The sequence below is a fragment of the Stenotrophomonas sp. NPDC078853 genome (genome assembly GCF_044901215.1).
In the GTDB taxonomy this organism is placed as follows: domain Bacteria; phylum Pseudomonadota; class Gammaproteobacteria; order Xanthomonadales; family Xanthomonadaceae; genus Stenotrophomonas; species Stenotrophomonas lacuserhaii.
The window spans coordinates 133,401-159,569 of the sequence record NZ_JBJDOQ010000007.1 but is presented as its reverse complement, the minus strand read 5'-3'; the positions used below and the strand labels follow the sequence as shown (position 1 = coordinate 159,569).

The following is a 26,169-nucleotide window of genomic DNA, read 5'->3' as shown; positions in this document are numbered from 1 at the left end:
CCACCGAACCGGACAACGACCATGGCCCAGCTTCCTTCCGATGCCAACGCGTACTACGTGCCGACCCACAGCCGATGGCCGTTCATCGGCTCCATCGCGATGATGGTGACCATGGTCGGCGTGGCCAGTTGGCTCAACGACGCGACGTGGGGCAAGTGGAGCTTCTTCACCGGGTTGGCGATGCTGGTGCTGACCCTGTTCTGGTGGTTCAGCGACGTGGTGCGTGAATCGCAGGCCGGCCACTACAACCGGCAGGTGGATGGTTCGTTCCGGATGGGGATGGTGTGGTTCATTTTCTCCGAAGTGATGTTCTTCGGCGCCTTCTTCGGTGCGCTGTTCTACACCCGTGCGCTGGGGCTGCCGTGGCTGGGCGGCGAGGGCGACGGGGTGATGACCAACGAACTGCTGTGGCAAGGCTATTCGTCCGGCTGGCCGACCAACGGCCCGGCGGCCATCGGTGGCCAGTTCCAGACCATCCCGGCGTGGGGCCTGCCGCTGATCAATACGCTGATCCTGCTGACCTCCGGCGTCACCCTGACCATCGCCCACCACGCACTGAAGGCCGGCCATCGCCGCCAGCTGCTGACCTGGCTGGGCATCACCGTGGTGCTGGGACTGGTGTTCCTGACCCTGCAGGCGGAGGAGTACATCCACGCCTACACCGAGCTCAACCTCACTCTCGGCTCGGGCATCTACGGCTCCACGTTCTTCATGCTGACCGGCTTCCACGGCGCGCACGTGCTGCTGGGCACGATCATGCTGGCCGTGATGTGGCTGCGCGCGGCCAAAGGCCACTTCACCCGCGACAACCATTTCGGCTTCGAAGCGGCGGCGTGGTACTGGCATTTCGTCGACGTGGTGTGGCTGATGCTGTTCCTGTTCGTCTACGTGCTTTGATCTACGTAACGATTGCTTCAGCGGGCGATGCCGTGCGGCTGGATCCAGCCGCCCCAGATGCCGATGACCACCAGCAGGATGAGCGCCACCGACACCGCGATGCGCCGGGTCAGCGCATTGACGGTGCGCTTGGTCTGTCCCCGATCCACCAGCAGGTAGTACAGGCCGGCGCCCAGGTTCCAGACGATGACGATGAGGAACGCGATCACCAGCAGGGTCTTCAGCGAATCGTTCATGCGCGGCTCGATGGCGGGGCGGATGCTCCTATCTGACCGCGTTTGCAGCCGTTTGTCATGATGCGACGGCACACGCGGACGCTGGGCTGGCTGTTGGCCCTGGTGGCGATGACGGTGTTCTGCCTGCTCGGCTGCTGGCAGCTGCAGCGCATGCAGCACAAGCAGGCGCTGTTGCAGGCGCAGGCCGTGGCGGCCGCGCAACCGCCCACTACCCTGTCGCGCGCGCTGGCCGCTGCCGGCCCGGTGCACGGCATCCTCGACCACGGCCGCTTCCTGTCGGGGCTGGTGCTGCTGGATAACCAGATGCGCCACGGCCGTGCCGGAGTGAAGCTCTATCGACCGTTCCGCAGCGATGATGGCGCGGTGCTGCTGGTGGACCTGGGCTGGCGTCCGCTGCCTGCCGATCGCGCGCTGCCCGACGTGGCGCCACCGCCCTCGCCGGTGGCCGTACGCGGGCTGCTGGCGCCCGCGCCGGCACCGGGGCTGGCAATGGGGCCGGTGACGACCCCGGCGGGCCCGCAGCGCTGGCTGGCCAGCCGCTTGCAGGCCGACGCGCTGGCCCCGCTGTTGGGCCTGCCTGGCCTGCCTGCGCGCGTGCTGCGGCTGGATCCGGCGCTGCCGTTCGGCGACGAGCGCGACCTCGACCTGCTGCCCAACACGCTGCCGCCGCAGCGTCACCTGGGTTACGCCGTGCAATGGTTCGGCCTGGCCCTGACCGTGCTGGTGGTGGCGCTGGTGCTGGAATGGCGCCGCCGTCGGCGGTTCCCTGGTAGGTGACGACCGTTGGTCGTCACGCTCTTGCCCGGAGCAGAAGCGCGACGACCAACGCTCGTCACCCACCGGACCCGCACCCAATCCACCGGCACACCCCTTCCCAACATGAGAAAATGCTGCCCATGAATGCTGCTACGTCACCGCAGGACACCGGGCGCGGCAAGGGTCGCCGGACTCTGGTGCTGCTGTTCGTCCTGTTCTTCGGCGCGATGGCACTGGCCGGGGTGCTGCGCTTCTCCGGCTGGCAGCCGGCGGCGCACAAGAACGTCGGCCAGCTGCTGCAGCCGCCGGTGGACCTGCGCCTGCAGCCGCCCCTGTTGGCCAGCGGCGTGCCCTATGCCTGGAAAGGCGAAGAAAAGATCTGGCGCATCCTGGTCGCGCCGCCCGTCGCGTGCGCCGAACCATGCGTCACTTTGTCGCAGGGACTGGCCAAGGTGTGGCAGCTGTTCGGCCATAACGCCGATAATGTGGAGATACTTTGGCTGGGAACGCCGCCGGCGCCCCTGGCTGGAACCCCTGCACTGCGCGCGCTGGCCCCTTCGCCGGCACTGCGCGCTGCATTGCCCGGTGTCGACGACCCGGCCGGCGTGCCGGTCTACATCGTCGATCCGAACGGCTTCGTGATCATGCGCCATGCGCCCGGCACCGACCTCGGTGGCCTGCGCAAGGACCTGTCCACGTTGCTGAAACTGAAGTGAGCCTTGTTTGATGAGCCTTTCCGCGCGTCCGGCGCTGCAGCGTAATTTCCACCGCCTGGCGTGGTTCGCGATGATCATGACCGCGAGCACCATCCTGTTCGGTGCCTTCGTGCGCCTGTCCGATGCCGGCCTGAGCTGCCCGGACTGGCCGACCTGCTATGGCCAGGCCACCTGGCCGCAGCATGTGGAGGAAACCATCGGCCATCCGGCCGCGGACATCCGCCCGCTGGAAACGCACAAGGCGTGGCGCGAGCAGGTGCACCGCTTCCTGGCCGGCGCGCTGGGCATCGAGATCCTCACCCTAGCCCTGCTGGCCACGCGTCGACGTCGTTTCGGCAGCACCGCGGTGGTCACCGCCTGCGTGCTGGTGGCCGCAGGCATCCCGCTGTACATGCTGGGCTGGCATGCCACCGCCAGCGTGCTGGCACTGCTCGGCGAGGTGATCCTGCTGGTAGCCGCGTTCCGCTGGAGCAACAGCGACCTCGCACGCGCCGCCGTGCTGACCTTGGCCGTGGTGATCTTCCAGGCGCTGCTGGGCATGTGGACCGTCACCTGGCTGCTCAAGCCAATCGTGGTGATGGGCCACCTGCTGGGCGGCATGCTGATGTTCGCGATGCTGGCCTGGATGGCCTGGCGCGCGACCCACCTGCCGATCACCCTGGCCGAAGCACCGAAGCTGAAGTGGCTGCTGCGCATCGGCGTCGCCGTGCTGACCGTGCAGATCGCACTCGGCGGCTGGGTCAGCGCCAACTACGCCGCGCTGGCCTGTGGTGGCGGCAGCCTGTCGCTGGACAACTTCCCGCGCTGTGCCAACCAGTGGTGGCCGCAGCAGAACTTCGCCGAGGGCTTCACCCTGTGGCGCGGCATCGGCGTGGATTACGAAGGCGGCATCCTCGATGGCGCTTCGCGCATCGCCATCCAGATGGGCCACCGCATGTTCGCCATCGTGGTGGCGGCGTACCTGCTGTGGCTGGGCGTGCGTCTGTTCCGGACCCCGAGCATGCGCGGCTGGGCCGTGGCGTTGATCGTCGGCCTCATCGCACAGATCAGCCTGGGCATCGCCAACGTCAAGATGGCACTGCCGCTGCCGGTGGCGGTGCTGCACAACGGCGGGGCGGTGCTGCTGCTGTTCGTGATGGTCAGCCTGCTGGCCCGCCTGCGGGCACCGGACTGACGCCATGGCCACCTATCGTCAGTACTGGGACCTGACCAAGCCCAAGGTCGTCGCTCTCATCATATTCACCGCGCTGGTCGGCATGGTCCTCGCCATTCCCGGCGTACCCAGCTGGGAGCAGGTGCGCCTGGGCGCGCTCGGCTTCCTCGGCATCTGGCTGTCGGCCTCTGCCGCGGCGGCGATCAACCAGCTGCTGGATGCGAAGATCGATGCGCAGATGGCGCGCACCTCGTGGCGCCCGCTGGTGGTCGGCAAGGTCAAGCCGTGGCAGGTGCTGGCCTTCGCCGGCGTGCTGATCGTGTTGTCGATGACGATCCTGGTGGTGTGGGTCAACGTCATCACCGCCATCCTCACCTTCGCCTCGCTGATCGGCTATGCGGTGATCTACACCGTGTACCTCAAGCGTGCCACCTCGCAGAACATCGTCATCGGCGGACTGGCCGGCGCGATGCCGCCGATGCTCGGCTGGGCCGCGGTCACCGGCATGCAGACCTCGGCCGACTGGTGGTATTCGGCACTGTTGGTGCTGATCATCTTCATCTGGACGCCGCCGCATTTCTGGGCGCTGGCGATCTTCCGCCGCGAAGACTACGCCAAGGCGAAGATTCCGATGCTGCCGGTCACCCACGGCGTGGTGCACACCCGCAAGCAGATCCTGGCCTACTCGATCGTGCTGGCGATCATCTGCGTGCTGCCGTACGTGGTCGGCATGAGCGGACCGTTCTACCTGGGCGGGGCGATCATATTGAACGCCGTGTTCCTCTGGTACGCCTGGCGCATGCAGGACCCGCCGGATGAACTGTTCTCGATGAAGATGTTCAACTGGTCGGTGGTATACCTGATGGCGCTGTTCGCCTTCCTGCTGGTGGACCACTGGATCCTGCCCTGGCTGTAACGCCTGGTTGGGATTGACGGCCAGCGGCCGTCACTACCCGCGCGTGGAGCCAGCCGCCTTGGTAGCGCCGAGCCATGCTCGGCGGGGTGGTTCAGGCGCCGCTGCAGAAAGCCGCCGAGCATGGCTCGGCGCTACCGGGTTACCGGGCTACCGCGTTTCCTTCGCGTAGCGCTGGGCGATGACCCCGCAGACGATCAGCTGGATCTGGTGGTAGATCATCACCGGCAGCACGATCGCGCCGAGGCTGCCGCCGGCGAACAACACCTTGGCGATCGGGATGCCGGTGGCGAGGCTCTTCTTGGAGCCGCAGAACACGATCGCGATCTCGTCTTCGCGGCTGAAATGCAGCTTGCGTGCGGCCAGCGTGATCAGCGGCATCGCGATGCCCAGCAGTACCGCCGCCACCACCGCCACCGCGGCCAGTGAGATCAGCGGGGTCTTCGACCACAGCCCTTCGGTCACCGCCGCGCCGAAGGCCGAATACACCACCAGCAGGATGGTGGCCTGGTCGGTGTAGCGCAGCAGCGCGCGCTGGCGTTCCACCCAGCCGGCGATCCACGGCCGCAGCAGGTGGCCGGCCACGAACGGCACCAGCAGCTGCAGCATGATGCCGCCGATGGCCTGCAGCGGATTGTGGATGCCACCCTGGGTGCCGGCCAGCGCGGTCAGCAGCAGCGGCGTCAGGAACACCCCCAGGATGGACGACAGCGACGCGCTGCACACCGCTGCGGGCACATTGCCGCGCGCCATCGAAGTGAACGCGATGGACGACTGGACCGTGGAGGGCAGGGTGCACAGGAACAGCACGCCCAGGTACAGCTCCGGCGTGAGCAGCCAGCCGGACAGCGGATGGAACAGCAGGCCCAGCAGCGGGAACAGCACGAAGGTGCAGGCCAGGATCAGCAGGTGCAGGCGCCAGTGCAGCAGGCCGCCGATCACGGCCTCACGCGGCAGGCGCGCGCCGTGCAGGAAGAACAGCAATCCGATCGCCACGTTGGTGACATCGTCCAGTACCAGCGCGGCGGGGCCGGTCATCGGCAGCAACGAGGCCAGCAGCACGGTGCCCAGCAGGGCCAGGGTGAAGTTGTCCGGTCGCAGTCGCGACCACCAGCGTGTCATGTCAGGCAGGCTCCTTGGCAGGCGCCCACGCGATCAGATGCGCAGGCTGGCGCGGGCCTTCAGCAGCTCGCGCATTTCGAATTTGTCAGTATCGTCCAAGCCGTGTTGTCGCTGCTTGGCGTTAAGGTCTTCGATGCGCTGGAACAGCAGCTGCTTTTCCAGTTGGCCCACTGCATCGTGCAGCTCTTCGGTCCATTTTGCTTCGTCGCCGGCCAGCGTCTGCGCCGCCAATGTATGCAGCGACGCCTGCTCTTCGCGGCCATCGAAGTGTTCCAGCAGCGCGCCTGTGCTGATGTCCGGGCGTTGTTCGACCAGCGCCAGCAGCTCCAGCAGCAGCTCGACGCCGGGCAGGCGCAGGCCGTGGAAATGGTGCTGTCCACCCAGCGACATCGCCAGCGAAGGCTGCTGCAGCAGGATCGCGATCGCCGCGCGGACCAGGCTGCGTTTCGCCACCGGCGTGACCGGGCGGCCCGACGTCGCGCGCGGGCCCTGCTGCGGACGCTGCGCGGGTTGGCCGCCCAGCCCGGTCAACACGCCCAGCTGCTGCTTCATCAGGTCACCGAAGGCCCCGTCGGGAATCTGCGCCAGCATCGGCTTGGCACGCTCGGCCAGCCGGGCCTTGCCATCCAGGGTGCCGAGGTTGATCTCGCGGGTCAGCTCGTCGAAGAAGAACTGCGACAGCGGCGTGGCCTGCTTCAGGCGCTCGTCGAAGGCTTCGGCGCCTTCCTTGCGCACGATGGTGTCCGGATCTTCGCCATCGGGCAGGAACAGGAAGAAGGCCTGGCGGCCATCCTTCATGCGCGGCAGCACCGATTCCAGCGCCTTCCAGCCGGCACGCCGGCCGGCCGCATCGCCATCGAAGCAGAAGAACACATCCGGGGCGTTGCGGAACAGCAGCTCGGCATGGTCCGGCGTGGTCGCCGTGCCCAGCGTGGCCACCGCCTGGGTGACCCCGAACTGGAACAGCGACACCACGTCCATGTAGCCTTCGACCACGATCAACCGCTCGATCTTCTGGTTGGCCTGGCGCACCTGCCACAGGCCATACAGTTCGCGTCCCTTGTGGAACAGCGCGGTTTCCGGTGAGTTGAGGTACTTCGGGCCGTCGTCCTTCTCGAACACGCGGCCGCCGAAGGCGATCACCCGGCCGCGGCGGTCGAAGATCGGGAACATCACCCGGTCGCGGAACTTGTCGTAGACATGGCCGCGGTCGTTCTTGGAGAACAGGCCGGCACGGTCGAGCAGCTTCATCCGACGCTCGTCCTTGCCCAGCGCGTCGCGCAGCCCGCTGTACCCATCCGGCGCATAGCCGATCTGGAAACGCGTACGGTTGGCTTCGTCCACGCCGCGGCCGTCCAGGTAGGTGCGGGCCTTCTCGCTGTCTTCCAGGTTCTTCTGGAAGAAGCGCGCGGCCGCATCCAGCGCCGAATACAGTTCGCGGCCTTCGTCCTGCTGCTGCGCACTGCGCGGGTTCTCGCTGCGCGGCACTTCCATGCCGACCCGCTTGGCCAGTTCGTCCACCGCATCGAGGAATTCGAGGCGGTCGTAGTTCATCAGGAAGCTGATCGCGGTGCCGTGCGCGCCGCAGCCGAAGCAGTGATAGAACTGCTTGGTGGGCGATACGGTGAACGAGGCCGAGCGTTCGTCATGGAACGGGCAACGCGCCGCGTATTCCTTGCCCTGTCGCTTCAGCGGCACGCGGCTGCCCACCACCTCGACGATGTCGGAGCGGGCCAGCAGGTCGTCGATGAAAGCGTCTGGAATGCGGGCCATGGCAACCGGCAGGGCACCGCCGGAAGGCAGTGCGGGCGAACGGGAAGTCCGCCTAGTTTACCCGTTGCCGGCGGCCGCGCCCGGCTTGGGCGGCACGATGCCGGCTGCAGCCAGGTGGTTCTGCGCGCGCAGGCGTTCGTCGATCACCGAGGTCATCAGCGCGCCGACGAAGAACACCACCATGGCGTAGTAGATCCAGACCAGCGAGATCACCAGTGCGCCCATCGAACCGTACGCGCTGCCCGGTGCGACCTGTGCGATGTACACGCCGATCCCATAGCGGCCAAGGGCGAACAGCGCCGAGGTGATGGCGCCGCCGATGAAGGCCTGGCGCCACGCCACGCGCCGGTCCGGCAGGTAGTGGTACATGAAGGCGAAGGCCACCGTGTACAGCAGCAGCGTGCTGAGGTAACCCAGCGCCGGCAGCAACGAAGGCAGCTGCGCGAACGCGACCTGCAGCATGGTGGTGGCGGTCATCGACACCACCAGCAGCAGGCCCAGCGCCAGTACCACGCCGAAGGAAAACACGCGCTTGCGCAGCCAGGCGGCCAGCCCTTCCAGGCGCTCGCCGCTGGTGCGGAAGATCAGGTTGAGCGCGCCCTGCAACTGGGCGAACACCGCCGTGGCACCGATGAACAGCAGCAGCGTGCTCCAGATACCGGCAAGCGAGCCGATGCTGGGTTGCTGATCGGCGTTCTTCAACACGGTTTCGGCCACCACCGCCACGCTGTTGCCGGCGGCCGTGCCGATCTGCTCGACCAGCGCCTGCTGCGCCGGCGGGTACAGCGATGCGGTCAGCCACAACAGCAGGACCAGCAGCGGTGCCATCGACAGCAGGGCGTAGAAGGACACGGCAGCGGCCTGGCTCAGCACGTCCACTTCGATGAAGCGGTTGAGCACGGCCATCGGGAAGCTGCGGTTGAGCCGGTCCACGTACTTGCGCATGGAATGCGGGACGCCGCGGTGCGGATCGGTGGCGGCGGGGGCGGTGTTCGGATCTGGCATGCGGGCTGTTTTACCAGCCGCAGGTCGAAGAAAGGGTGAAGCGTGGAACGGGTAAGCGCCCAGCCATGCCCGGCGGCTTTGCCTTGCAGCGTTCCGAGGCAGTACGCCGAGCGTGGCTCGGCGCTGCCGGGGCAGGTGTTCGCGTCAGCCTGCGAGCTGCTGCTTGACCAGCTTGGACACCAGGCCCATGTCCGCCTTGCCGGCGACCTTCGGCTTCAGCGCGCCCATCAGCTTGCCGATGTCGGCCGGGCTGGTCGCACCGGTTTCCGCCACGGCGGCCTGGATGGCGGCGATGATCTCGGCTTCGCCCATCTTGGCCGGCAGGTAACGCTCGATCACGACCATTTCCTCGCGCTCGATCTGCGCCAGGTCCTCACGGTTGGCTGCTTCGTACTGGCTGATCGAGTCCTTGCGCTGCTTGACCATCTTGTCCAGCACGGCGACCACGGCGGTGTCGTCCAGTTCGATGCGCTCGTCCACTTCCTTCTGCTGGACGGCGGCCTTGATCAGGCGGACCACGCCCAGGGTGTGCTTGTCGCCGCTCTTCATGGCGGCCTTCATGTCGTCGGTCAGCTTCAGCTTCATGCTCATGGGGCACCTCGTATGTCGTGGGTCAGGCTAATTGGTGGGCGCCTTGGCGGCAGCCCGGGAACGCAAAAAGCCGGCGACGCTTGCGCGTGCCGGCTTCTTCCCCACCGCGACAGGCAGAACCTGTCGCCATGAGTGCGTCCGATCAGTACAGGCGCTGACGCTTGGTGACGTCGCGCGACGAACGGCGCAGCTGACGCTTCACTGCAGCAGCAGCCTTGCGCTTACGTTCCTGGGTCGGCTTTTCGTAGAACTCGCGCTTACGGGTTTCGGCCAGCACACCGGCCTTTTCGCAAGTGCGCTTGAAGCGGCGAAGAGCAAACTCAAAAGGTTCGTTCTCGCGGACTTTGACGCTGGGCATGGAATCTCCGGACACTGTGTAGAACCGGGTCTATACCCGGCGAGCCGCACATTATAGCGGCGCTTCGACAAACTGCAAGCATCCCGGCCTGAATACGGGCCGGTTTTCTTGCATCTCAAGGGCCTGCATCGCCCCTGAGGAGCACGCAGGGGGCGCATAATACACCACATGCGAGTCCTTGGTATTGAATCATCGTGCGATGAGACCGGCGTGGCGGTGTATGACACCGACCTCACCGGCATCGAAGCCCTGCGCGCCCACGCGGTGTACAGCCAGATCGCGCTGCACGCCGAATACGGTGGCGTGGTGCCGGAACTGGCCAGCCGTGACCATGTGCGCAAGTTGTTGCCACTGATCCGGCAGACGCTGGACGAAGCCGGCATGACCGTCGGCGACATCGACGGGGTGGCTTACACCGCCGGTCCCGGCCTGGTCGGTGCGCTGCTGGTCGGTGCCGGGGTGGCGCGTTCGCTGGCCTGGGCGCTGGAGGTGCCGGCCGTGGGCGTGCACCACATGGAAGGCCACCTGCTGGCACCGCTGATGGAAGACGACCCGCCGCAGGCGCCGTTCGTGGCCCTGCTGGTGTCCGGTGGGCATACCCAGCTGGTGGCGGTGGAGGCCATCGGCCGGTACCGGCTGCTGGGCGAGACGCTGGACGATGCCGCCGGCGAAGCCTTCGACAAGACCGCCAAGATGATGGGCCTGCCGTATCCGGGGGGGCCGCAATTGGCCGCACTGGCCGAACAGGGCCGTCCGGGCGCCTACCGTTTCTCGCGCCCGATGACCGACCGCCCCGGGCTGGATTTCAGCTTCTCCGGGCTGAAGACCCAGGTGCTGCTGGCCTGGCGCGACAGCGACCAGAGCGAGCAGACCCGTGCCGACATCGCACGCGGCTTTGAAGATGCCGTGGTCGAGACGCTGGTTATCAAATGTGGACGCGCGCTGGAAGCGGCCGGCACCAATGTCATCGTGGTGGCCGGCGGTGTGGGCGCGAACAAGCGCCTGCGCGTGCGGCTGCAGGAAATGGCCGCCAGGCTGGGTGGCAGGGCCTGCTTCCCGCGCCCGGCACTGTGCACCGACAACGGGGCGATGATCGCGTTCGCCGGTGCACTGCGGCTGCAGGCCGGCCAGCACAATCCGCCGCGCGTGGACGTCACCCCGCGCTGGGACATGGCGACGCTGCCGGCGGTGTGATCGGTACCGGCAGGCTCAGCGTAGCAACGCGCGTGATGTGCTCAGCAAGGTGTCAACCGGGTACTTGCATTGCAGCCAGCACAGCGTGGAAGGGCATCGGGCCTGGATGATGCGCTCGATCGCGGCGAGATCCCGATGAAGGTCCCGTTCGAGCACAGGTTCATGGTGGGCGATCCGGTTCCGCAAGGTGCGGACATGCTCCAGATCCGTGTGCAATCTGGCGCGGAGGCCTGGGATCTCTCCCGCTCCGATATTGGGGAATACCCGAGTCAGGCACGGATGCCATAGTGAGTCATCGAACCTTCTGGTGAACATCTGTTGCCAGAACGCAAAGCGCAGGTGGGGGACCAACTGGTCAGCGCTGCGATGGCGTCTGCCCAGCAGCTGAAGCTCGCTGTGCGCACATGCAGCGCCTCGTGCTTCCGGAAGGCTTCGTAGCAATGCCGCGTGCCAAGGCCACCGTGGCCCATAGCGAAGGCACAACGCGTCTGCCACGGCGTTGCGCATTGCAACTTCACAGATGTGTAGATACGAAAGAAGCTCCGCGCAAACGGCCATGTTCCGTGCGTAGAGCGTTGCAGGGCCAACGTCATGCGCCATGGCGGCCCCCATTCGCTGGAACGTGCCCCACCGCGCAGCTGAAAGGACCCTGCTGAAGACGTCGCTGTTTTCCATCGAAAAGGCCGTTGCTACCCCACTCGTATCCCAATGTGCTTCGATTGGGCGTCCCGGTGAATAGGGGTAACGCTCGTCCACATACGGACAATTCCGGCAAAACGAATGTCGCGTATGGCAATTGACGAGGGGCGCGCCGCTATCTAGATTTCTGGCGTGGGCTTCGGGACATGCGGCCGCTGCAAGGCGACTTCCCCCGGGGACAATGGCAGTACCAGAGGGCCCGCTAGCAGGGCCCTCTGTTTTTCCCAGGCCCGCTGTTCATCCCACGTCCCTGCACCTCGTGGCCGGTCCCGTTACCATGACGGCCTCTTTCGTGCGGCAGGCATCATGGACAAGGTATTCATCGAAGGGCTGGAGATCGACGCCCTGATCGGTATCTACGACTGGGAACGACGGATCCGCCAGACGCTGGTATTCGACCTGGAAATGGGCTTTGACAACCGTCGTCCGGCCGCCACCGACAACATCGAGCACACGCTGAACTACAAGGCTGTCAGCAATCGGCTGCAGGAATACGTGCGGGCCTCGGACTTCGGTCTGGTGGAAACCCTGGCCGAGCGCTGCGCGGAGATCGTGCTGCAGGAATTCGACGTGCAATGGCTGCGGCTGAAGCTCAGCAAGCCCGGTGCCGTGCGCGGCGCGCGCGCCGTCGGCGTGATCATCGAACGCGAACGGACCCGGTAATCCGGTCGCGCCGGCCGCGGTCGGCAACCGGAACCCGATGAACGACCTACAAGAAGGAGGCAACCTGGTGGTGGATGCGGTAGTGGTGGTGAACTGGCTGGACAGCCTGCAGGAATCTCTGGCGCCGTATCCCGGTGCCTATCTCGCGCTGATGCTGTCGGCGCTGGTGATCGCCGCCGGGCTGGCCAACTGGGTCACCAAGCGCATCCTGCTGCGTGGCCTGCGCCGCCTGCTCGCCCGCCTGCCGGGGGCCGACTCCGGCCGTGGCAGCAATGTGATGCGGGTGATCTCCCGGTTGTCCAACGTGGTGCCCAGCCAGGTCATCGCCTCCGGCATCGCCTACGTTCCGGACCTGCCGGTCGGGCTGGTGGCGTTCGTCGTCGCGGCCTGCCAGGCCTGGGCCATCCTGACCGTCTCGATGGCGCTGTCGCACGCACTGGATGCCGCCAACGATCTGTACGAGCGTCGGCCGGACGCGCGCAACAAGCCGATCAAGGGCTACCTGCAGGTCGCCAAGATCGTCATTTTCGCGATTGCCGGGCTGGCGATCGTGGCGACACTCGCCGGCGTGGAACTGCGTTACCTGGTGACCGGGCTGGGCGCGGCCACGGCGGTGCTGATGTTGATTTTCCAGGACACCATCCTGTCGCTGGTGGCCAGCGTGCAGATCAGCGGGGATGGCCGGATCCGCCTGGGCGACTGGATCGAAATGCCCAGCCAGAACGCCGACGGCGATGTCATCGACATCGCCCTGCACACCGTCACCGTGCAGAACTTCGACAAGACCATCACCACCATCCCGACCAAGAAGCTGGTCACCGAATCGTTCAAGAACTGGCGCGGCATGCAGGAGTCCGGCGGCCGCCGGATCAAGCGCGCGCTGTTCCTGGACCAGCACAGCGTCGGTTTCATGGATGACCAGGCACGGGCACAGGTCGGCCAGTTCGCCCTGCTGGCTGATTACCTGCGCGACAAGGACACCGAACTGGGGCAGTGGAACGCCGAACTGCGCGCCCGCGGAGCGGGCGACATCAACAGCCGGCGCGTCACCAACCTGGGCACCTTCCGGGCGTACGTGGAGCGCTACCTGGGCAGCCACCCCGGCATCAACCCCGACATGACCCTGCTGGTACGCCAGCTGCAGCCCACCACCGAAGGCCTGCCGCTGGAGCTGTACTGCTTCACCCGCAGCACCGCCTGGGGCGAGTACGAAGGCGTGCAGTCGGACATCTTCGACCACCTGTTGGCGATCCTGCCGGCGTTCGGTCTGCGCGTGTTCCAGGCCTCCAGCGACGCCATGCTGATGGAGGCGCGGGCCGAACGTGCCCAGCAACCGCCTGCCACCCCCAGCCCCGGCATGCTTTAAGCTGACCCCGACCGCGCCGTCGCAATCCGCGCGGACGGAAAACATGAACGCAGAAGATGCGCACTTTTGTGCCCGGTACCTTTAGAATGCCGGCACTGAAAACGTTTACATCAAGGACACCCGGTGGCTTCCGAACGTATCGAATCCCTCATTGCGCAGATGACCGTGGAAGAAAAGGTCGGTCAGCTGGGCGTGTTCGCCGACATGGTTCGTCCCTTTGCCCCGGACGTGAACCCGGAAGCCAACGTCAGCAACGCCGACCAGGTGCTGCAGCAGGTGCGTGACGGCAAGGTCGGCTCGCTGTTCAACGGCGTCGGCGCAGAGCTCGGCCGTCGCATCCAGCAGGTGGCGATCGAAGAAAGCCGCCTCGGCATCCCGGTGATCCTGGCCGCCGATGTCATCCATGGCATGCGTACCGTGTTCCCGATCCCGCTGGGCGAAGCGGCCAGCTTCGAACCCGAACTGGCGCGCCGCACCGCACGTGCCACCGCCGTGGAAGCCACCGCGGCCGGCCTGCACTGGACCTACGCGCCGGCCGTGGATATCGCCCGCGACCAGCGCTGGGGCCGTGGCGCGGAAGGCGCCGGCGAAGACGTGGTGCTGGGCTGTGCGTTCGCGGCCGCCCGCGTGCGCGGCTTCCAGGGCGATGACCTGCGTGCGCACGACGCGCTGCTGGCCACGCCCAAGCATTTCGCCGCCTACGGCGCAGTGATGGCCGGCATGGAATACAACATGGTGGACATCTCCCCGCAGACCCTGCGCGATGTGCACCTGCCGCCGTTCAAGGCCGCCTTCGATGCCGGCGCGGTCACCGTGATGTCCTCCTTCAACGACATCAACGGCGTGCCGGCCAGTGCCAACGCCGAACTGCTGACCGACATCCTGCGCGGTGAGTGGAACTTCCCCGGCGTTGTCATTTCCGATTACACCGCGGACATGGAACTGGTCGCCCACGGCTATGCCGCCGATGACCGCGATGCCACCGCCAAGGCGTTCACCGCCGGCCTGGACCTGAGCATGCAGAGCGGCTTCTATGCCGAACACCTGCCGGGCCTGGTGGAAAGTGGCGAAGTGCCGATGGCGGTGCTGGACGAAGGCGTGCGCCGCATCCTGTGGCTGAAGGAAACCATCGGCCTGTTCGATGATCCGTACCGCTCGCTGGACCCGGCACGCGAAGCCGACGACTCGCATATCGCCGCGCATGACGAGCTGTCGCGCGACGCGGCACGGCGCTCCATCGTGCTGCTGAAGAACGAACAGTCGGCGCTGCCGCTGCGCCGTGACGGCCAGAAGATCGCGCTGATCGGTCCGTTCGTGCAGGACCGCGAGAACATCGAAGGCTGCTGGACGCTATTCGGCGACAAGAGCCGTTACGTGGACCTGGAAACCGGCGTGCGCGCGGCCATCAGCGATCAAGCGTTGCTGGAAGTGGTGCCGGGTTGCGATCTGGAAAGCGGCATCACCGGTGGCATCGAGGCGGCCGTGGCCGCCGCGCTGCGCGCCGATGTGGTGGTGCTGGCGCTGGGCGAACCGCAGCGTTACAGCGGCGAGGCCCAGTCGCGCGTGGAAATCACCTTGCCGCCGGCCCAGCAGGCGCTGGCCGAAGCGGTCGCGATGGCCGGCAAACCGATGGTGGTGCTGCTGCGCAATGGTCGCGCGCTGGCCCTGCAGGGCGCGGTGCGCAATGCGCAGGCCGTGGCGATCACCTGGTACCTGGGCACCCAGACCGGGCATGCCGTGGCCGATGTGCTGTTCGGCGATTACAACCCGTCCGCACGCCTGCCGGTGAGTTTCCCGCAGGTGTCCGGGCAGCAGCCGTACTTCTACAATCATCCGCGCACCGGGCGTCCGGAGCTGCCGACCATGTCCGAGTTCAAGGCGCGCTGGCGCGAGATTCCCAACGAGCCGCTGTACGCCTTCGGCCACGGCATCAGCTACACCAGCTTCGCCTACGGCGTGCCGCAGCTGAGCAGTGCCAAGCTGGGCTGGGATGACACCCTCACCATCACCACCACGCTGACCAACACCGGCAGCGTGGCCGGCGAAGAAGTGGTGCAGCTGTACATCCATGACCGCGTGGCCAGCCGCGTGCGGCCGGTGCGCGAGCTCAAGGACTTCCGCAAGGTGATGCTGCAGCCGGGTGAATCCACCGAAGTGAGCTTCACGCTGCACCGTTCGCAGCTGGCGTTCACCGGGCGCGATGGCGTGCTGCGCGCTGAAGCGGGCCTGTTCGACCTGTGGGTGTGTGCATCGGCGATCAGTGGTTCCCCGGTGCAGTTCGAGCTGCTGGCTGGCTGAGTGAGTGACGCGTCCGGCCTGTCCGGACGTGCGGGTCGTCGCCGCCACGGCTTGGCGCAGCGTCCCTGCACGCGTCATGCATGCCCGGCTCACGTTGGCCGGGCTAGGCTGGATGCCTTCGTTCCTGCCGGAGTCGTGCATGCGCCTGTCCCGTTCATTGAAGTTGCCGCTGTTGCTGGCGAGCCCGTTCTGGCTGGTTGCTTGTTCGCAGGCCGATGCGCCTGCCGCGCCTGCCGAGGCGGCACCTGCGCCGATGTCAGCCGCTGCGGGCCCGACCGACACGCCGGATGACCCGATCATGGCACCGTCGCCGAACGGGTCGAGCGCGCCGTCCGTGCCGGCCGATGCCGACCAGGCAGCGCCGGCCGAATCCGGTCCGAACGCACCGGCCGATACCGCCGCAGCGGCCGCTGGCGATGCGCGCGGGCGGATCGAGCGCGTGCTTGGCGATGCCGATCAGTACGAAACCGTGTTCAAGGCGTTGCAGCAGGGGATCGCTGGCGATGACCGCGCCGCCGTGGCCGCGCTGATGCGGTATCCACTGCGCGTGGATACCGGCGGCAGCAAGCGCGAGGTGCCCGACGCGGCGACCTTCCAGCGCGATTACGAGCGCATCGTCACCGCGCCGGTGGCGCGTGCGATCAGCGCGCAGTCCTTCGATACCGTGTTTGCCAACCAGCAGGGCGTGATGATCGGCAACGGCCAGGCCTGGTTGAATGGTTCGTGCCTGGACAAAGCCTGCAGCCGCACCGAGGTCAAGGTCGTCGCCCTGCAGGAATGACCCGTATGCCGGTAGCGCATAGCCATGCTCGGCGAGCGCAGCGGGAAGGGGATGAGCGTGACGACCAACGGTCGTCACCCACCAAGGGTAGCGCCGAGCCATGCTCGGCGAGCGCAGCGGGAAGGGGGTGAGCGTGACGACCAACGGTCGTCACCCACCAAGGGTAGCGCCGAGCCATGCTCGGCGAGCGCAGCGGGAAGCGGAGCAGCATGACGGCCAGCGGTCGTCACCCACCAAGGGTAGCGCCGAGCCATGCTCGGCGAGCGCAGCGGGAAGGGGATGAGCGTGACGACCAACGGTCGTCACCCACCGAGGGTAGCGCCGAGCCATGCTCGGCGAGCGCAGCGGGAGGCGGAGCAGCATGACGACCAACGGTCGTCACCCACCGAGGGTAGCGCCGAGCCATGCTCGGCGAGCGCAGCGGGAAGCGGAGCAGCATGACGGCCAGCGGCCGTCACTACCGGGGTCAACCCTTCGGGGTCAGCTTCAGCAGCTTGCCGTTCTTGCCGTCTTCCAGGACCCACACCGCGCCATCGGGGCCCTGTTCGACTTCGCGGATGCGTGCGCCCATGTCGAAGCGTTCGGCTTCGCGCGCGCTGTCGCCGTCGAAGCTCACCCGTACCAGCGCCTGCGATGACAGGCCGCCGATGAAGCCACTGCCCTTCCACTGCGGGAACAGCTCGCCGCTGTAGATGATGAAGCCGGCCGGCGAAATTACCGGGTTCCAGGTCACCTTGGGCGCGGCGAATTCGGGGCGGGTGGAATGGTCGGGTATCGACCGACCATCGTAATGATCGCCATTGGAGACGATCGGGTAGCCGTAGTTCCCGCCGCGGGTGATCAGGTTCAACTCATCGCCGCCAGCCGGGCCCATCTCGTGTACCCACAGCTTGTTGTTGGCATCGAAGGCGATGCCCAGCATGTTGCGGTGGCCCAGCGACCATACCTGCGCCGCCACGCCACCCTGCGAAGCGAACGGATTGTCGGCTGGCACCGAGCCATTGTCGTTCAGGCGGATCAGTTTGCCCAGGTTGCTGGCCATGTCCTGGGCCGGGTCGAACTTCTGCCGCTCGCTGGAGGTGATCCACAACTTGCCGTCGGGACCGAAGGCGATGCGGTGGCCGTAGTGGCCGTTGCCGCTGACTTTCGCGTCCTGCCGCCAGATCACTGAAAGATCCTGCAGCGCGCCGGCACCATCGGCATCGAGCACCAGCTTTGCGCGCGCCACGGCGGCGCCGCGGGTGTTGTTGCTGCCTTCTTCGGCGTAGCTCAGGTACACCAGCTGATTGCTGGCAAAGTCCGGGTGCAGCACCACGTCACCGAAACCACCCTGGCCGCCGTAGGCAACCTTCGGCCCGCCGGTGATTTCATGTTTGGCCCTGCTGGTGAGGTCCAGGTGCTGCAATCTGCCGGCCTTCTCGGTGACCAGCACGCTGCCGTCGGGCAGGAAGGTCATCGCCCAGGGCTCGTCGAACGTGGCGAACTCGGTGGCGTTGAACGCGCTGAAGGATTTCTGCGCCGGAGCGGCGGCGGCGGGCGCGGCAGCCTCTGGACTGGCGGCGCCGCAGGCAGTGGTGGCAAGCATCGGGGTCAGGCCGATGGCCAGGGTGAGAAGCAACTTACGGGTCATGGGTATCTCCAGGCGGGGATGCGGATGGCCAACCCCCTCTGTATACCATTGCGACCGTGCATGTCGCAGCGTCCCCCCTGGATGAGGGGACGCTGCAGCATGGGCAAGGATCAGATGCCGCGCGTCGGACCCTTGTCCAGCCGCGGATCGGCGAGCAGCGCATCTTCCCAGCCGCGCTTGACGGCATGCTGTGCCTGCAGCCATTCCAGGCGGCTCTCGCCGCGCTCGGCCGCCCAGCGCGTCTGCAGCTCGCGCTCCACTTCCTCGTAAGCGCGGATCACATCCTGCGCACGCGACTGGTGCCCCAGCCGGTACGCCGGTTCATAGTCCTCGAAGGACGAGCTGGCGTCGTAGTAGGGCTCGCTCGGGTAACGTTCGCGCCAATAATCGGCGAACGCATCGCGCTGTACACCATCTTCGGGCACGCGGCCGGGGATCTGGTAATCAGGGCTCATTCGTCGGCTCCGTGTCGTCGTTGTTCGAGGTTCCATCATGACGAGCTGCCGGTTAACGGCCCGGGCCCGGCGCGTGAGCGCAGCGTAGAGCCGACACTACGCCGGCGAGCGCTCCATCAACCGCCCTTGCGCGGGAACAGGTAGATCACCGCGCCCACCGCGAATGCGGCCAGCGCAGCCAGGATGTTGGCCCAGCTGGCGCTGGCAAACAGCGCCAGGCACAGCACCAGCGCCAGCACCGGGATCAGCGGGCCGCCGGGCAGCTTCAATGCGCCTGGGCGGTCGGCATAGCGCTTGGCCAACACCAGCACCGCCGCAGCCGTGCCGATGTAAGCGAACAGCCGCGTGGTCATCGACAGCAGCGCCAACTGCACGAACGAACCACTCAGCGCCAGCAGCAGCGAGATGATCCCCTGGCACAGGATCGCTGCGGCCGGGGTGCGGAAGCGGGGGTGCACGTGTGCCAGCACTTTCGGGCCGTAGCCATCGGCGGCCAGTGCGTACAGGAAGCGGGGTCCCATCATCATCGTGTTGCTGTTGGTGCCCAGGATGGAGATCGTCGCGCCCACGGTGAGGATCAGCGCCAGCGCCTCGCCGCCGAAGCCTGCGGCGGCATCGGCCAGTGGCGTGGCCGAGCCGGCCAGGCCGGGCAGGGTGCCCTGCGCCACGATCTGCACCGCAGCGTAGATCACGGTGACGGTGATGATCATGGTGATCAGCGCGAACGGGATGTCACGCCGTGGATTGCGGTACTCGCCCGCCGCGGCCGGGATGTTCTCGAAGCCGGCGTAGGCATAAAGCAGCAACAACGCCGCCTCGCCCATGCGCTGCAGGTCATGCGGATCCGGACGCTGCCCGGAGAAGGCCAGCTGCGGATCGATGTACAACGCGCCGATGGCCACGAACAGCAGCAGCGGCACCAGCTTGCCGATCACCAGCACCACGCCGGTACGCGCCGCCGAGCGCACGCCGATGATGTTCACACCGGTCAGGAAGGCGAGCGACAACACGATCACTGCGATCCGCCCGCCGCCGCTGCCGGCCAGCGGCCAGAAGCGCGCCACCGCATCGGCCAGCGCGTTGCTCAGTGCCGCTGCCGAACTGATGCGGGTCAGCCAGATCATCCAGCCGATCTCGAACCCGGCGAAGCGGCCGAATGCCTCGCGGGCATACAGGTAGCTGCCGCCGGGTTCGTCGAAGTAACTGGCGGCCTGGGCGTAGCACAGCACCAGCAGCGCGACCACGATGCCGGCAGCAAGCACGCCCCACAGGCTGAAGGGGCCAAGCAGCATCACCGTCGCGGCCGGCAGCAGGTAGATCCCGCTGCCGATCACATCGTTGATGGACAGGCCGACGATCTGCCAGCGGCTGACCGCACGCTGCAGGCTGGGCGTGGGTTGGGTGTCCGGCGCGCTCACGGCGAGGGGCCGTGGGCGGCGGCCAGGGCCGGCAGCTGCCATGCCTGCTGCAGGCGCGCGTACTCGGCGCGTGGCAGCAGCACGAACAACGGGCCTTGGCGCGGATCCAGCCAGGCCAGCAGCTGCTGCATGTGCGCGGCGGTCATCGCGGTGCAGCCGGCGGTGGCCTCACCTTCCCTGCGCCACAGGTGGGCGAAGATGCAGCTGCCCTGGCCCGGCACATTGCGCGGATTGTGGTTGATGACGAAGCCCTGCTGGTAGCGCACATCGCCCTTGTTGTGCAGGTCCAGCCGCATCGGTTCGGTGGAGCCCTCCACCGCCTCCGCACCGACCCGTTCGGCATCGACGATGCGGTTGTAGTACGGCGAATCCGGTACGTCCATGCAGTAGCTGCTTTCCTGCATCGGCTGCCACGGCAGGGCGGTGTCGGCCTCCGCGGCGTAGCCGAACGCGGTGCCCAGCGCGAACACCCCGGCCGGGCTGCGGCCATCGCCTTCGCGCTTGCGCGGGCCGCCGATGGCCTGGACCGGGGCGCGTGCCGCAGCTGCATCGGTGGGTGACTCGGCGGCGTCGGTGGGTGACGCGGTCGCATCGGTGGGTGACGACCGTTGGTCGTCACGGGTGCTGGCCGAAGAGCGTGACGACCAACGGTCGTCACCCACCGAAGCGGCATCACCCACCGAAGCGGCATCTGCGGCGACAGCCGGATGCAGGCCGATGCCCCAGGCGCTGCCGCTGCGGCCCAGGGCGACATCGAACGCGGCGCCTTCCGGCTTCCAGCCACGGTCGGTGCGGGTGAACGCCTGCAGGCGTCCGTGCGTGCTGTCCCAGCCTTCACTGGTGACCACCACCACCTGCCCGGCACCGTCCAGCGGGCTGGCCGCCCACACCGGACCGGCCAGCGACAGAGCTGAAACGGCAAGGCAACGCAACAGCGACTTCATGGGCGGCTCCGGTCAGGTATCCAGCAGGTGTTCGATGCGTTCCAGGTTCACCGCCAGTTGGCGGTTGCGATCCGGGTTGGCGTCGCACAACAGCACGAAAACAAAATCCAGCAGGGACTGCAAGGAAGCACGGTACAGCACCTGCGCCATGTGCGGCGCACGGTCCTCGGCGCATACCGCCAGCGCGGCATCGGCATGCGCGCGCAGCGGGTTGGCGGTGTGGCGGGTAATGGAGACCACCTTGCCGCCGAGGTCCTGGAACTGCCGCGACAGCATCGACAGCTGTGGCAGCTTGCCGAACTCGGAGAACACCAGCATCACGTCACCGGGGCGTGCGGCCGACAGGTTGGCCAGCATCAGGATCGGGTCTGCATGGTGCACCACCAGCATGCCCAGCAGGGACAGCCGCATCGCGAACTCGCGCGCGTACAGGCCATCGTCGCCCAGCCCGTACACGAACAGCTTCGGCGCAGCATCGACCAGAGCGACAATCCGCTCCACGTCGGCCTGCGGATTGGCCGCACGCGTTTCGTCCTCGGCAGCTGCCTTGCTGGCCTGCAGGGCCTGGGCAATGTGCAGGTAACCATCCCGCCCTTCGGCGACCGCGGGCGCTGAGGACGGTGCGGCGCCGCTGCGCGCCACGTCCTGGCCGATGGAGAACTTCAGGTCCGGATAGCCCTTGAAACCCAGCTTCTGCGCGAACTTGACCACGCTGGACTGGCTGATACCCAGCGCGCTGGCCAACTGCTGGGACGAGTAATCGCGCAGCAGGTGGGCGTTTTCAAGGATGAAATCGGCGATGCGGCGCTCGATCGCCGACATCTGCCCGCGCTCGGCGCGGATCTTCAGCAGCGGCGGCATGCAGCAGCATCCGGCATGCGTGGTAGCGCCGAAGGCAGCGGCAGGAGCCGCTGCCACCGTCGCTTGCGACGGCCCGCAGGGTGCCGGTCAGGACGACCGGCATAGCCATGCTCGGCGGACGCGCGGGTAGCACTCAAGCGAGCATCTCCAGCCCACGCACCTCGGTGATGCCCAGCCCCGGCGCGTCGCTGATGCTGATTTCCGATTCGTTGAACGTCACCCCCCCGCTGACCGGGTCGAACTGGCCCAGCGACGGCCCATCCAGGTCTACCTTGGTGATCACATCGCTCTTGGCAACGGCCAGATGTACGGCCGCGGCAACGCTGATGCTGGATTCGATCATGCAGCCGATCATGCACGGCACGCCATGGATGGCGGCGATGTCGGCGATGCGGATCGCATTGGACAGCCCGCCGGTCTTCATCAGTTTGATGTTGACGATGTCCGCGGCGCGCTGCTGGATCAGGTCGATCACCTGGCTGGGATTGAACACGCTTTCATCGGCCATCACCGGCGTGTTGACCCGGTCGGTGACGTACTTCAGGCCGGCGATGTCGGCGGCCTTGACCGGCTGCTCCAGCAGCTCCAGCACCACCCCGGCCTCCTCCAGCGCACGCATCGCATGCACCGCCTGCTTGGCGGTCCAGCCCTGGTTGGCGTCCAGCCGCAGCAGCGCGCGGCCTTCCACCGCCGCGTGGATGGCCTTGACCCGTTCGATGTCCAGGCCGATGTCCTTGCCGACCTTGATCTTCAGCGACTCGAATCCGCGGTCCAGCGCGGACAGCGAATCGGCCACCATCTTGTCGATGTAGTCCACGCTGATGGTGATGTCGGTGGTGATCACCGGATCGCCGCCGCCCAGCATCTGGTACAGGGGTGCGCCGTGCAGCTGCGCCCACAGGTCGTACAGGGCGATTTCCACCGCCGCCTTGGCGCTGCTGTTGCGCTCCATCGAGGACTGCACCAGCCCGCACAGTCGGTTGAGGTTGGCCACGTCCTGGCCGACCAGCCGCGGTTTGATGAAGTGGCGGATCGCTTCGATGATCGATCCGTGCGTATCGCCGGTGATCACCGCAGTCGCCGCCGCCTCGCCGTAGCCGGTGTGGCCGGTGTCGGTGCGGACCATCACCACCACGTCCTCGACGGTGTCGACGGTGCGCAGCGCGGTCTTGAACGGGGTCTTCAAGGGCACGCGCAGCATGCCCAGTTCGATATCGGTGATCTTCATCAAGGCGTCCGGGGCGTGCGCTGCGGGCGGACCCGCTGGATGTTGGTGATGCGGTCGATGTAGCGCAGGTCATCGCTGGCCATCATCGGCTCCAGCGGAGTGACCGACACGCCGTTGAGGTGCGCCTGGATGCGGGCGCCGTCCTCACCTTTCCAGCTGCCTCCGGCGGTGTCATGGATCACCCAGGTGCGGCCGTCTACATGGCCGATGGCCATCATCACGTGGCCCGGAATGTAGACCAGGTCGCCCACCTGCAACTCAGCCACGGCGCGGTCGCGACGGGCGGCGGTGTCCTTGTCGGTGAAGGCGATGCGGTCCAGCGCCGGGCTGATGCCCTGCGCGCTGGTATTGCGCGGCAGCAGCACCCCGGCACTGCGGTAGATCTCCGAAACGAAGCCGCTGCAGTCGCGGGTGTCGTAGTCATGGCCCCAACCGTAGCGCTCGCCAAGGAACTTGTAGGCCTGGGTCAGCAGGGTGCGCGGGGTCAGCGGCAGGTAATCGGCGCTGCTGTCCTGCGAACGCGGCAACAGCGCCGGCACCAGCTTCAGCGCACCATCGGCTTCGCGCACGGGCAGCTGCACCACCCAGCTGGCATGCGCCTGCTGGCCGTTGACCGCCTGTGCCGGCGACCACTGCGCCAGCACCGGCAGGCGCACGCCCATGTCCAGTTGCAGGCGCGAAACGCGGGGTTCTTCGGGCGTGAACGCGGTATGCGCCACCGCCCCGGTGATCACCCGGTACGGACCCGTTGCGCCGTAACCCAGCACCGTCTGCCTGGAACCGGTGGCCACGTACTGCGCTTCGATCCACGCGCTGTAGCGCTCGCTGTGCACGAACAGCCATGCCCCGTCGGCGCTGCGGTGGACCACCGCGACCTTGTCGCCGGGGAACAGCGCAGATTCCTGGAAACGGTCGATATCGGCGTTTTCGGGGCTGCTGAAAACACGCTGCCGGGTCGGGAAGGTGCGCAGCGCCGCGCGATGCACCACCAGCCCGTACTGCGGCGTGGTGGCGGCGGGCAGTGCGTCCAATGCCAGGTTGGCTTCGATATCGGCGCGCTGGCCGGCGGGGATCGCGGTGCCGTGGGCGTCGTACAGCGTCCGCGTCGGCCAGCGCGACAGCGCGGTGATCGATTCGCGCAGCGCAGCGGCGGGCAGCGATGCGGGCAATGCCGCGATGTCCTGGATGTGCGGGTCTTCGGCGCGCATGCGCGCGTTCTGTACGGCGATCTGCGCGCGGTCCAGGATCAGCGCATCGGCATCAGGCAGCCGCGCGACCCAGTACTGCGGCGTCAGGTAGGACTCGTGCAGGCCGACGACATAGGGCAGGGCGGGGCCGGGATCCGGCGTGGCTGCCGGCGCGCGCGTGAGCGCCGACGCCGCGCTGCTGCCGAAGGCCAGGCACACGGCCAGCATCAGGGCAGTGCGTGTGGGGCGGGAAGCCAGGATCATGCGGCGATTACCCTCATTGAAAGCTGTTGGAATAGTTATTCCTTTCGTCGCGAAACGCAAGAATAAATTATTGACCGGGTATCCCCCGCGTGTTACACAGCTGTTACCACCTGCGCTGGGGAAGTGTCGCTGTGGATACCGTCGTTCGCAAACTGTTGCTGCCTGCTGCTGCCTGCCTGTGCGCGGCGGTGGCGTGGGCGCAGCCGGCAGCGGATGCGAGCACGCCGATACCCGGTTCGGTGTCCGATGACGCGGTCATTGCAATGATCGACCAGGGGCGATTCGCCGAAGCGGGCACCCATCTGGATGCTTGGCTCGCAGGCGATCCGGGCGCGGCACGCCAAGCAGCATCCGCCTTCCAGAAGGAGCGCATGCGGCGCATCCGCCTGGACTTCAGCCTTGATGAAACCGCGGCCAAGGAAAAACTGCGCCACTGGATCCCCGACCTGCGCGATGACGAGTTCGCGCGCTGGGACGCGCAGGGACTGTTGGAACATCTGGATATCGATGGCGAGCGGCGGTACTTCAACCGTGCGCCGTCCAACCTGTTCCGGCTCAGCAGCGAAGCCCGCGCACGCCGCCGTGCCGATGCCCCGATGCCGGCCGATGGCCCGTACGAAACGCTGACGCCGTACCACGCGCAGGTAGTGGCCGCCGCCGGACACAGTGGCAAGGATTCGGTGCTGCCACAACGCGTGGAGGTCACCCAGTCACTTGTGGTGAAGGCTGATGCGGTGCCGGCCGGCGAAACCGTGCGTGCCTGGATTCCCTACCCGCGCGAGATTCCCGGCCAGCAGGAGCAGCTGCAGTGGATCGGCAGTTCACCGTCCGGCGCGCAGCTGGCCCCGGCCAGCACGCTGCAGCGCACGGCCTATCTGGAAGCGCCGGCCGTGGCCGGGCAGCCGACCCGTTTCCAGATCCGCTATGCCCTGACCATCAGCGCCCGCCATACCGCGATTGATCCCGCCGCAGTGCAGCCCACGCCCGACGAGTCGGCGCTGGCACCGTACCTGGCCGAGCAGCCACCGCATGTGCGCTTCAGCCCGGCACTGCGCGCGTTTTCCGAACGGGCGCTGCAGGGTGAGAGGCGGCCGTATGAAGTGGTGCGGCGGCTGTTCAATGCGGTCGACCAGATTCCTTGGGCCGGCGCGCGCGAATATTCCACGATCAGCAACATCAGCGAGTACGCGCTGCAGGCCGGCCACGCCGACTGCGGCCAGCAGACCCTGCTGCTGATCTCCCTGCTGCGCATGAACGGCATTCCCGCACGCTGGCAGTCCGGCCGCGTGTTCTCTGACAACGCGATCGGCTACAGCAACCTGCATGACTGGGGCGCGGTGTATCTGGCGCCCTACGGCTGGCTGCCGATGGACGTCACCACCGGCGCGCTGGACAGCGATCAGCCAGCACTGCGCGACTTCTATCTCGGTGGCATCGACGGCTACCGGATCGCCTTCAACGATGATTTCGGCCAGGCCCTCGTGCCGGCCAAACAGCACTTCCGCTCGGAAACGGTGGACTCGCAGCGCGGCGAGGCCGAGTGGGCAGGCGGCAACCTGTATTTCGACCAGTGGGACGACCGGTTCCAGTGGACGGTACGGCCTGCAGGCGGCAAACCCAGCGCGACACCCTAGTCAACCACACCGTTCAATTTCTGCAGG

At 66.9% G+C, this 26,169-nt stretch carries 24 protein-coding genes; 11 read left to right on the top strand and 13 right to left on the bottom strand.

Annotated features, from left to right (window positions below; genetic code table 11):
• The first annotated feature begins 21 nt into the window (after positions 1-21).
• Positions 22-897 carry a cytochrome c oxidase subunit 3 gene (locus tag ACI2JH_RS09850; RefSeq protein ID WP_404736092.1) on the top strand — a complete coding sequence of 292 codons (876 nt, stop codon included), beginning with the start codon at positions 22-24 and terminating at the stop codon, positions 895-897.
• A gap of 17 nt (positions 898-914) precedes the next feature.
• On the opposite strand, the gene ACI2JH_RS09845 is transcribed toward ACI2JH_RS09850, so the two are convergent.
• Positions 915-1,133: a twin transmembrane helix small protein gene (locus ACI2JH_RS09845; protein ID WP_042611977.1), complete on the bottom strand. Its 219-nt coding sequence runs from the start codon at positions 1,131-1,133 to the stop codon at positions 915-917.
• 57 nt (positions 1,134-1,190) lie between these two features.
• On the opposite strand from ACI2JH_RS09845, the gene ACI2JH_RS09840 reads away from it, so the two are divergent.
• The 4 genes from ACI2JH_RS09840 (at position 1,191) to cyoE (ending at position 4,674) form a co-directional block, all read left to right on the top strand.
• Positions 1,191-1,910: an SURF1 family protein gene (locus ACI2JH_RS09840; RefSeq protein WP_404736091.1), complete on the top strand. Its 720-nt coding sequence runs from the start codon at positions 1,191-1,193 to the stop codon at positions 1,908-1,910.
• Positions 1,911-2,029: 119 nt separating this feature from the next.
• Entirely contained in the window at positions 2,030-2,605 is a 576-nt protein-coding gene (locus ACI2JH_RS09835) for a hypothetical protein (protein WP_101098666.1), read from the top strand.
• A gap of 10 nt (positions 2,606-2,615) precedes the next feature.
• On the top strand, positions 2,616-3,779 hold the full coding sequence (locus ACI2JH_RS09830; RefSeq protein WP_101098655.1) for a heme A synthase: 1,164 nt from the start codon (positions 2,616-2,618) through the stop codon (positions 3,777-3,779).
• 4 nt (positions 3,780-3,783) lie between these two features.
• The gene (gene cyoE / locus ACI2JH_RS09825; protein WP_042611974.1) at positions 3,784-4,674 is read left to right on the top strand and encodes a heme o synthase; all 891 of its coding nucleotides are present in this window, start codon (positions 3,784-3,786) and stop codon (positions 4,672-4,674) included.
• Positions 4,675-4,821: 147 nt separating this feature from the next.
• Here the strand turns inward: cyoE and ACI2JH_RS09820 are convergent, their stop codons facing one another.
• The 5 genes from ACI2JH_RS09820 to rpsU form a co-directional block, all read right to left on the bottom strand.
• Positions 4,822-5,793, bottom strand: coding sequence for a bile acid:sodium symporter family protein (locus ACI2JH_RS09820; RefSeq protein ID WP_101098656.1), 972 nt, complete (start codon positions 5,791-5,793; stop codon positions 4,822-4,824).
• A 33-nt stretch (positions 5,794-5,826) separates the two neighbouring features.
• The gene (gene dnaG / locus ACI2JH_RS09815; RefSeq protein WP_191770898.1) at positions 5,827-7,566 is read right to left on the bottom strand and encodes a DNA primase; all 1,740 of its coding nucleotides are present in this window, start codon (positions 7,564-7,566) and stop codon (positions 5,827-5,829) included.
• 57 nt (positions 7,567-7,623) lie between these two features.
• Positions 7,624-8,571 carry a YihY/virulence factor BrkB family protein gene (locus ACI2JH_RS09810; protein ID WP_404736090.1) on the bottom strand — a complete coding sequence of 316 codons (948 nt, stop codon included), beginning with the start codon at positions 8,569-8,571 and terminating at the stop codon, positions 7,624-7,626.
• Positions 8,572-8,715: 144 nt separating this feature from the next.
• Positions 8,716-9,162 carry a GatB/YqeY domain-containing protein gene (locus tag ACI2JH_RS09805; RefSeq protein ID WP_101098659.1) on the bottom strand — a complete coding sequence of 149 codons (447 nt, stop codon included), beginning with the start codon at positions 9,160-9,162 and terminating at the stop codon, positions 8,716-8,718.
• Positions 9,163-9,304: 142 nt separating this feature from the next.
• A complete protein-coding gene (gene rpsU, locus ACI2JH_RS09800) occupies positions 9,305-9,520 on the bottom strand; it encodes a 30S ribosomal protein S21 (RefSeq protein ID WP_002808376.1) in 216 nt (71 codons plus the stop codon).
• A gap of 168 nt (positions 9,521-9,688) precedes the next feature.
• On the opposite strand from rpsU, the gene tsaD reads away from it, so the two are divergent.
• The 5 genes from tsaD (at position 9,689) to ACI2JH_RS09775 (ending at position 16,521) form a co-directional block, all read left to right on the top strand.
• Positions 9,689-10,714, top strand: a complete 1,026-nt coding sequence (gene tsaD, locus ACI2JH_RS09795; protein WP_101098660.1) for a tRNA (adenosine(37)-N6)-threonylcarbamoyltransferase complex transferase subunit TsaD — start codon at positions 9,689-9,691, stop codon at positions 10,712-10,714.
• A 1,005-nt stretch (positions 10,715-11,719) separates the two neighbouring features.
• Positions 11,720-12,076, top strand: a complete 357-nt coding sequence (folB, locus tag ACI2JH_RS09790) for a dihydroneopterin aldolase (protein ID WP_182657285.1) — start codon at positions 11,720-11,722, stop codon at positions 12,074-12,076.
• Between the two features lie 67 nt (positions 12,077-12,143).
• On the top strand, positions 12,144-13,442 hold the full coding sequence (locus tag ACI2JH_RS09785; protein WP_101098667.1) for a mechanosensitive ion channel family protein: 1,299 nt from the start codon (positions 12,144-12,146) through the stop codon (positions 13,440-13,442).
• A 123-nt stretch (positions 13,443-13,565) separates the two neighbouring features.
• Positions 13,566-15,740: a glycoside hydrolase family 3 N-terminal domain-containing protein gene (locus ACI2JH_RS09780; RefSeq protein ID WP_404736089.1), complete on the top strand. Its 2,175-nt coding sequence runs from the start codon at positions 13,566-13,568 to the stop codon at positions 15,738-15,740.
• Positions 15,741-15,879: 139 nt separating this feature from the next.
• Complete coding sequence (locus tag ACI2JH_RS09775) at positions 15,880-16,521, top strand: hypothetical protein (RefSeq protein ID WP_404736088.1); 642 nt, start codon at positions 15,880-15,882, stop codon at positions 16,519-16,521.
• 466 nt (positions 16,522-16,987) lie between these two features.
• Here ACI2JH_RS09775 and ACI2JH_RS09770 read toward each other — a convergent pair whose 3' ends face one another.
• The 7 genes from ACI2JH_RS09770 to ACI2JH_RS09740 form a co-directional block, all read right to left on the bottom strand.
• Positions 16,988-18,151: a PQQ-dependent sugar dehydrogenase gene (locus ACI2JH_RS09770; RefSeq protein ID WP_404736087.1), complete on the bottom strand. Its 1,164-nt coding sequence runs from the start codon at positions 18,149-18,151 to the stop codon at positions 16,988-16,990.
• Positions 18,152-18,261: 110 nt separating this feature from the next.
• Positions 18,262-18,606 (bottom strand): hypothetical protein, encoded by a 345-nt coding sequence (locus tag ACI2JH_RS09765; RefSeq protein ID WP_101098670.1) that lies wholly within the window; start codon positions 18,604-18,606, stop codon positions 18,262-18,264.
• Between the two features lie 116 nt (positions 18,607-18,722).
• Positions 18,723-20,066: an APC family permease gene (locus tag ACI2JH_RS09760; protein WP_404736086.1), complete on the bottom strand. Its 1,344-nt coding sequence runs from the start codon at positions 20,064-20,066 to the stop codon at positions 18,723-18,725.
• Positions 20,021-20,968, bottom strand: coding sequence for a L,D-transpeptidase (locus tag ACI2JH_RS09755; protein ID WP_404736085.1), 948 nt, complete (start codon positions 20,966-20,968; stop codon positions 20,021-20,023). The genes ACI2JH_RS09760 and ACI2JH_RS09755 overlap by 46 nt, the downstream gene beginning before the upstream one ends.
• 12 nt (positions 20,969-20,980) lie before the next feature.
• A complete protein-coding gene (locus ACI2JH_RS09750; protein ID WP_182657279.1) occupies positions 20,981-21,829 on the bottom strand; it encodes a MurR/RpiR family transcriptional regulator in 849 nt (282 codons plus the stop codon).
• Between the two features lie 133 nt (positions 21,830-21,962).
• Entirely contained in the window at positions 21,963-23,057 is a 1,095-nt protein-coding gene (locus ACI2JH_RS09745) for a dipeptide epimerase (RefSeq protein ID WP_101098693.1), read from the bottom strand.
• The gene (locus ACI2JH_RS09740; RefSeq protein ID WP_404736084.1) at positions 23,057-24,508 is read right to left on the bottom strand and encodes an SH3 domain-containing protein; all 1,452 of its coding nucleotides are present in this window, start codon (positions 24,506-24,508) and stop codon (positions 23,057-23,059) included. Before ACI2JH_RS09740 ends, ACI2JH_RS09745 begins: the two co-directional genes overlap by 1 nt.
• Before the next feature lie 131 nt (positions 24,509-24,639).
• On the opposite strand from ACI2JH_RS09740, the gene ACI2JH_RS09735 reads away from it, so the two are divergent.
• Positions 24,640-26,142 (top strand): transglutaminase-like domain-containing protein, encoded by a 1,503-nt coding sequence (locus ACI2JH_RS09735; RefSeq protein WP_404736083.1) that lies wholly within the window; start codon positions 24,640-24,642, stop codon positions 26,140-26,142.
• The last annotated feature ends 27 nt before the right edge of the window (positions 26,143-26,169 follow it).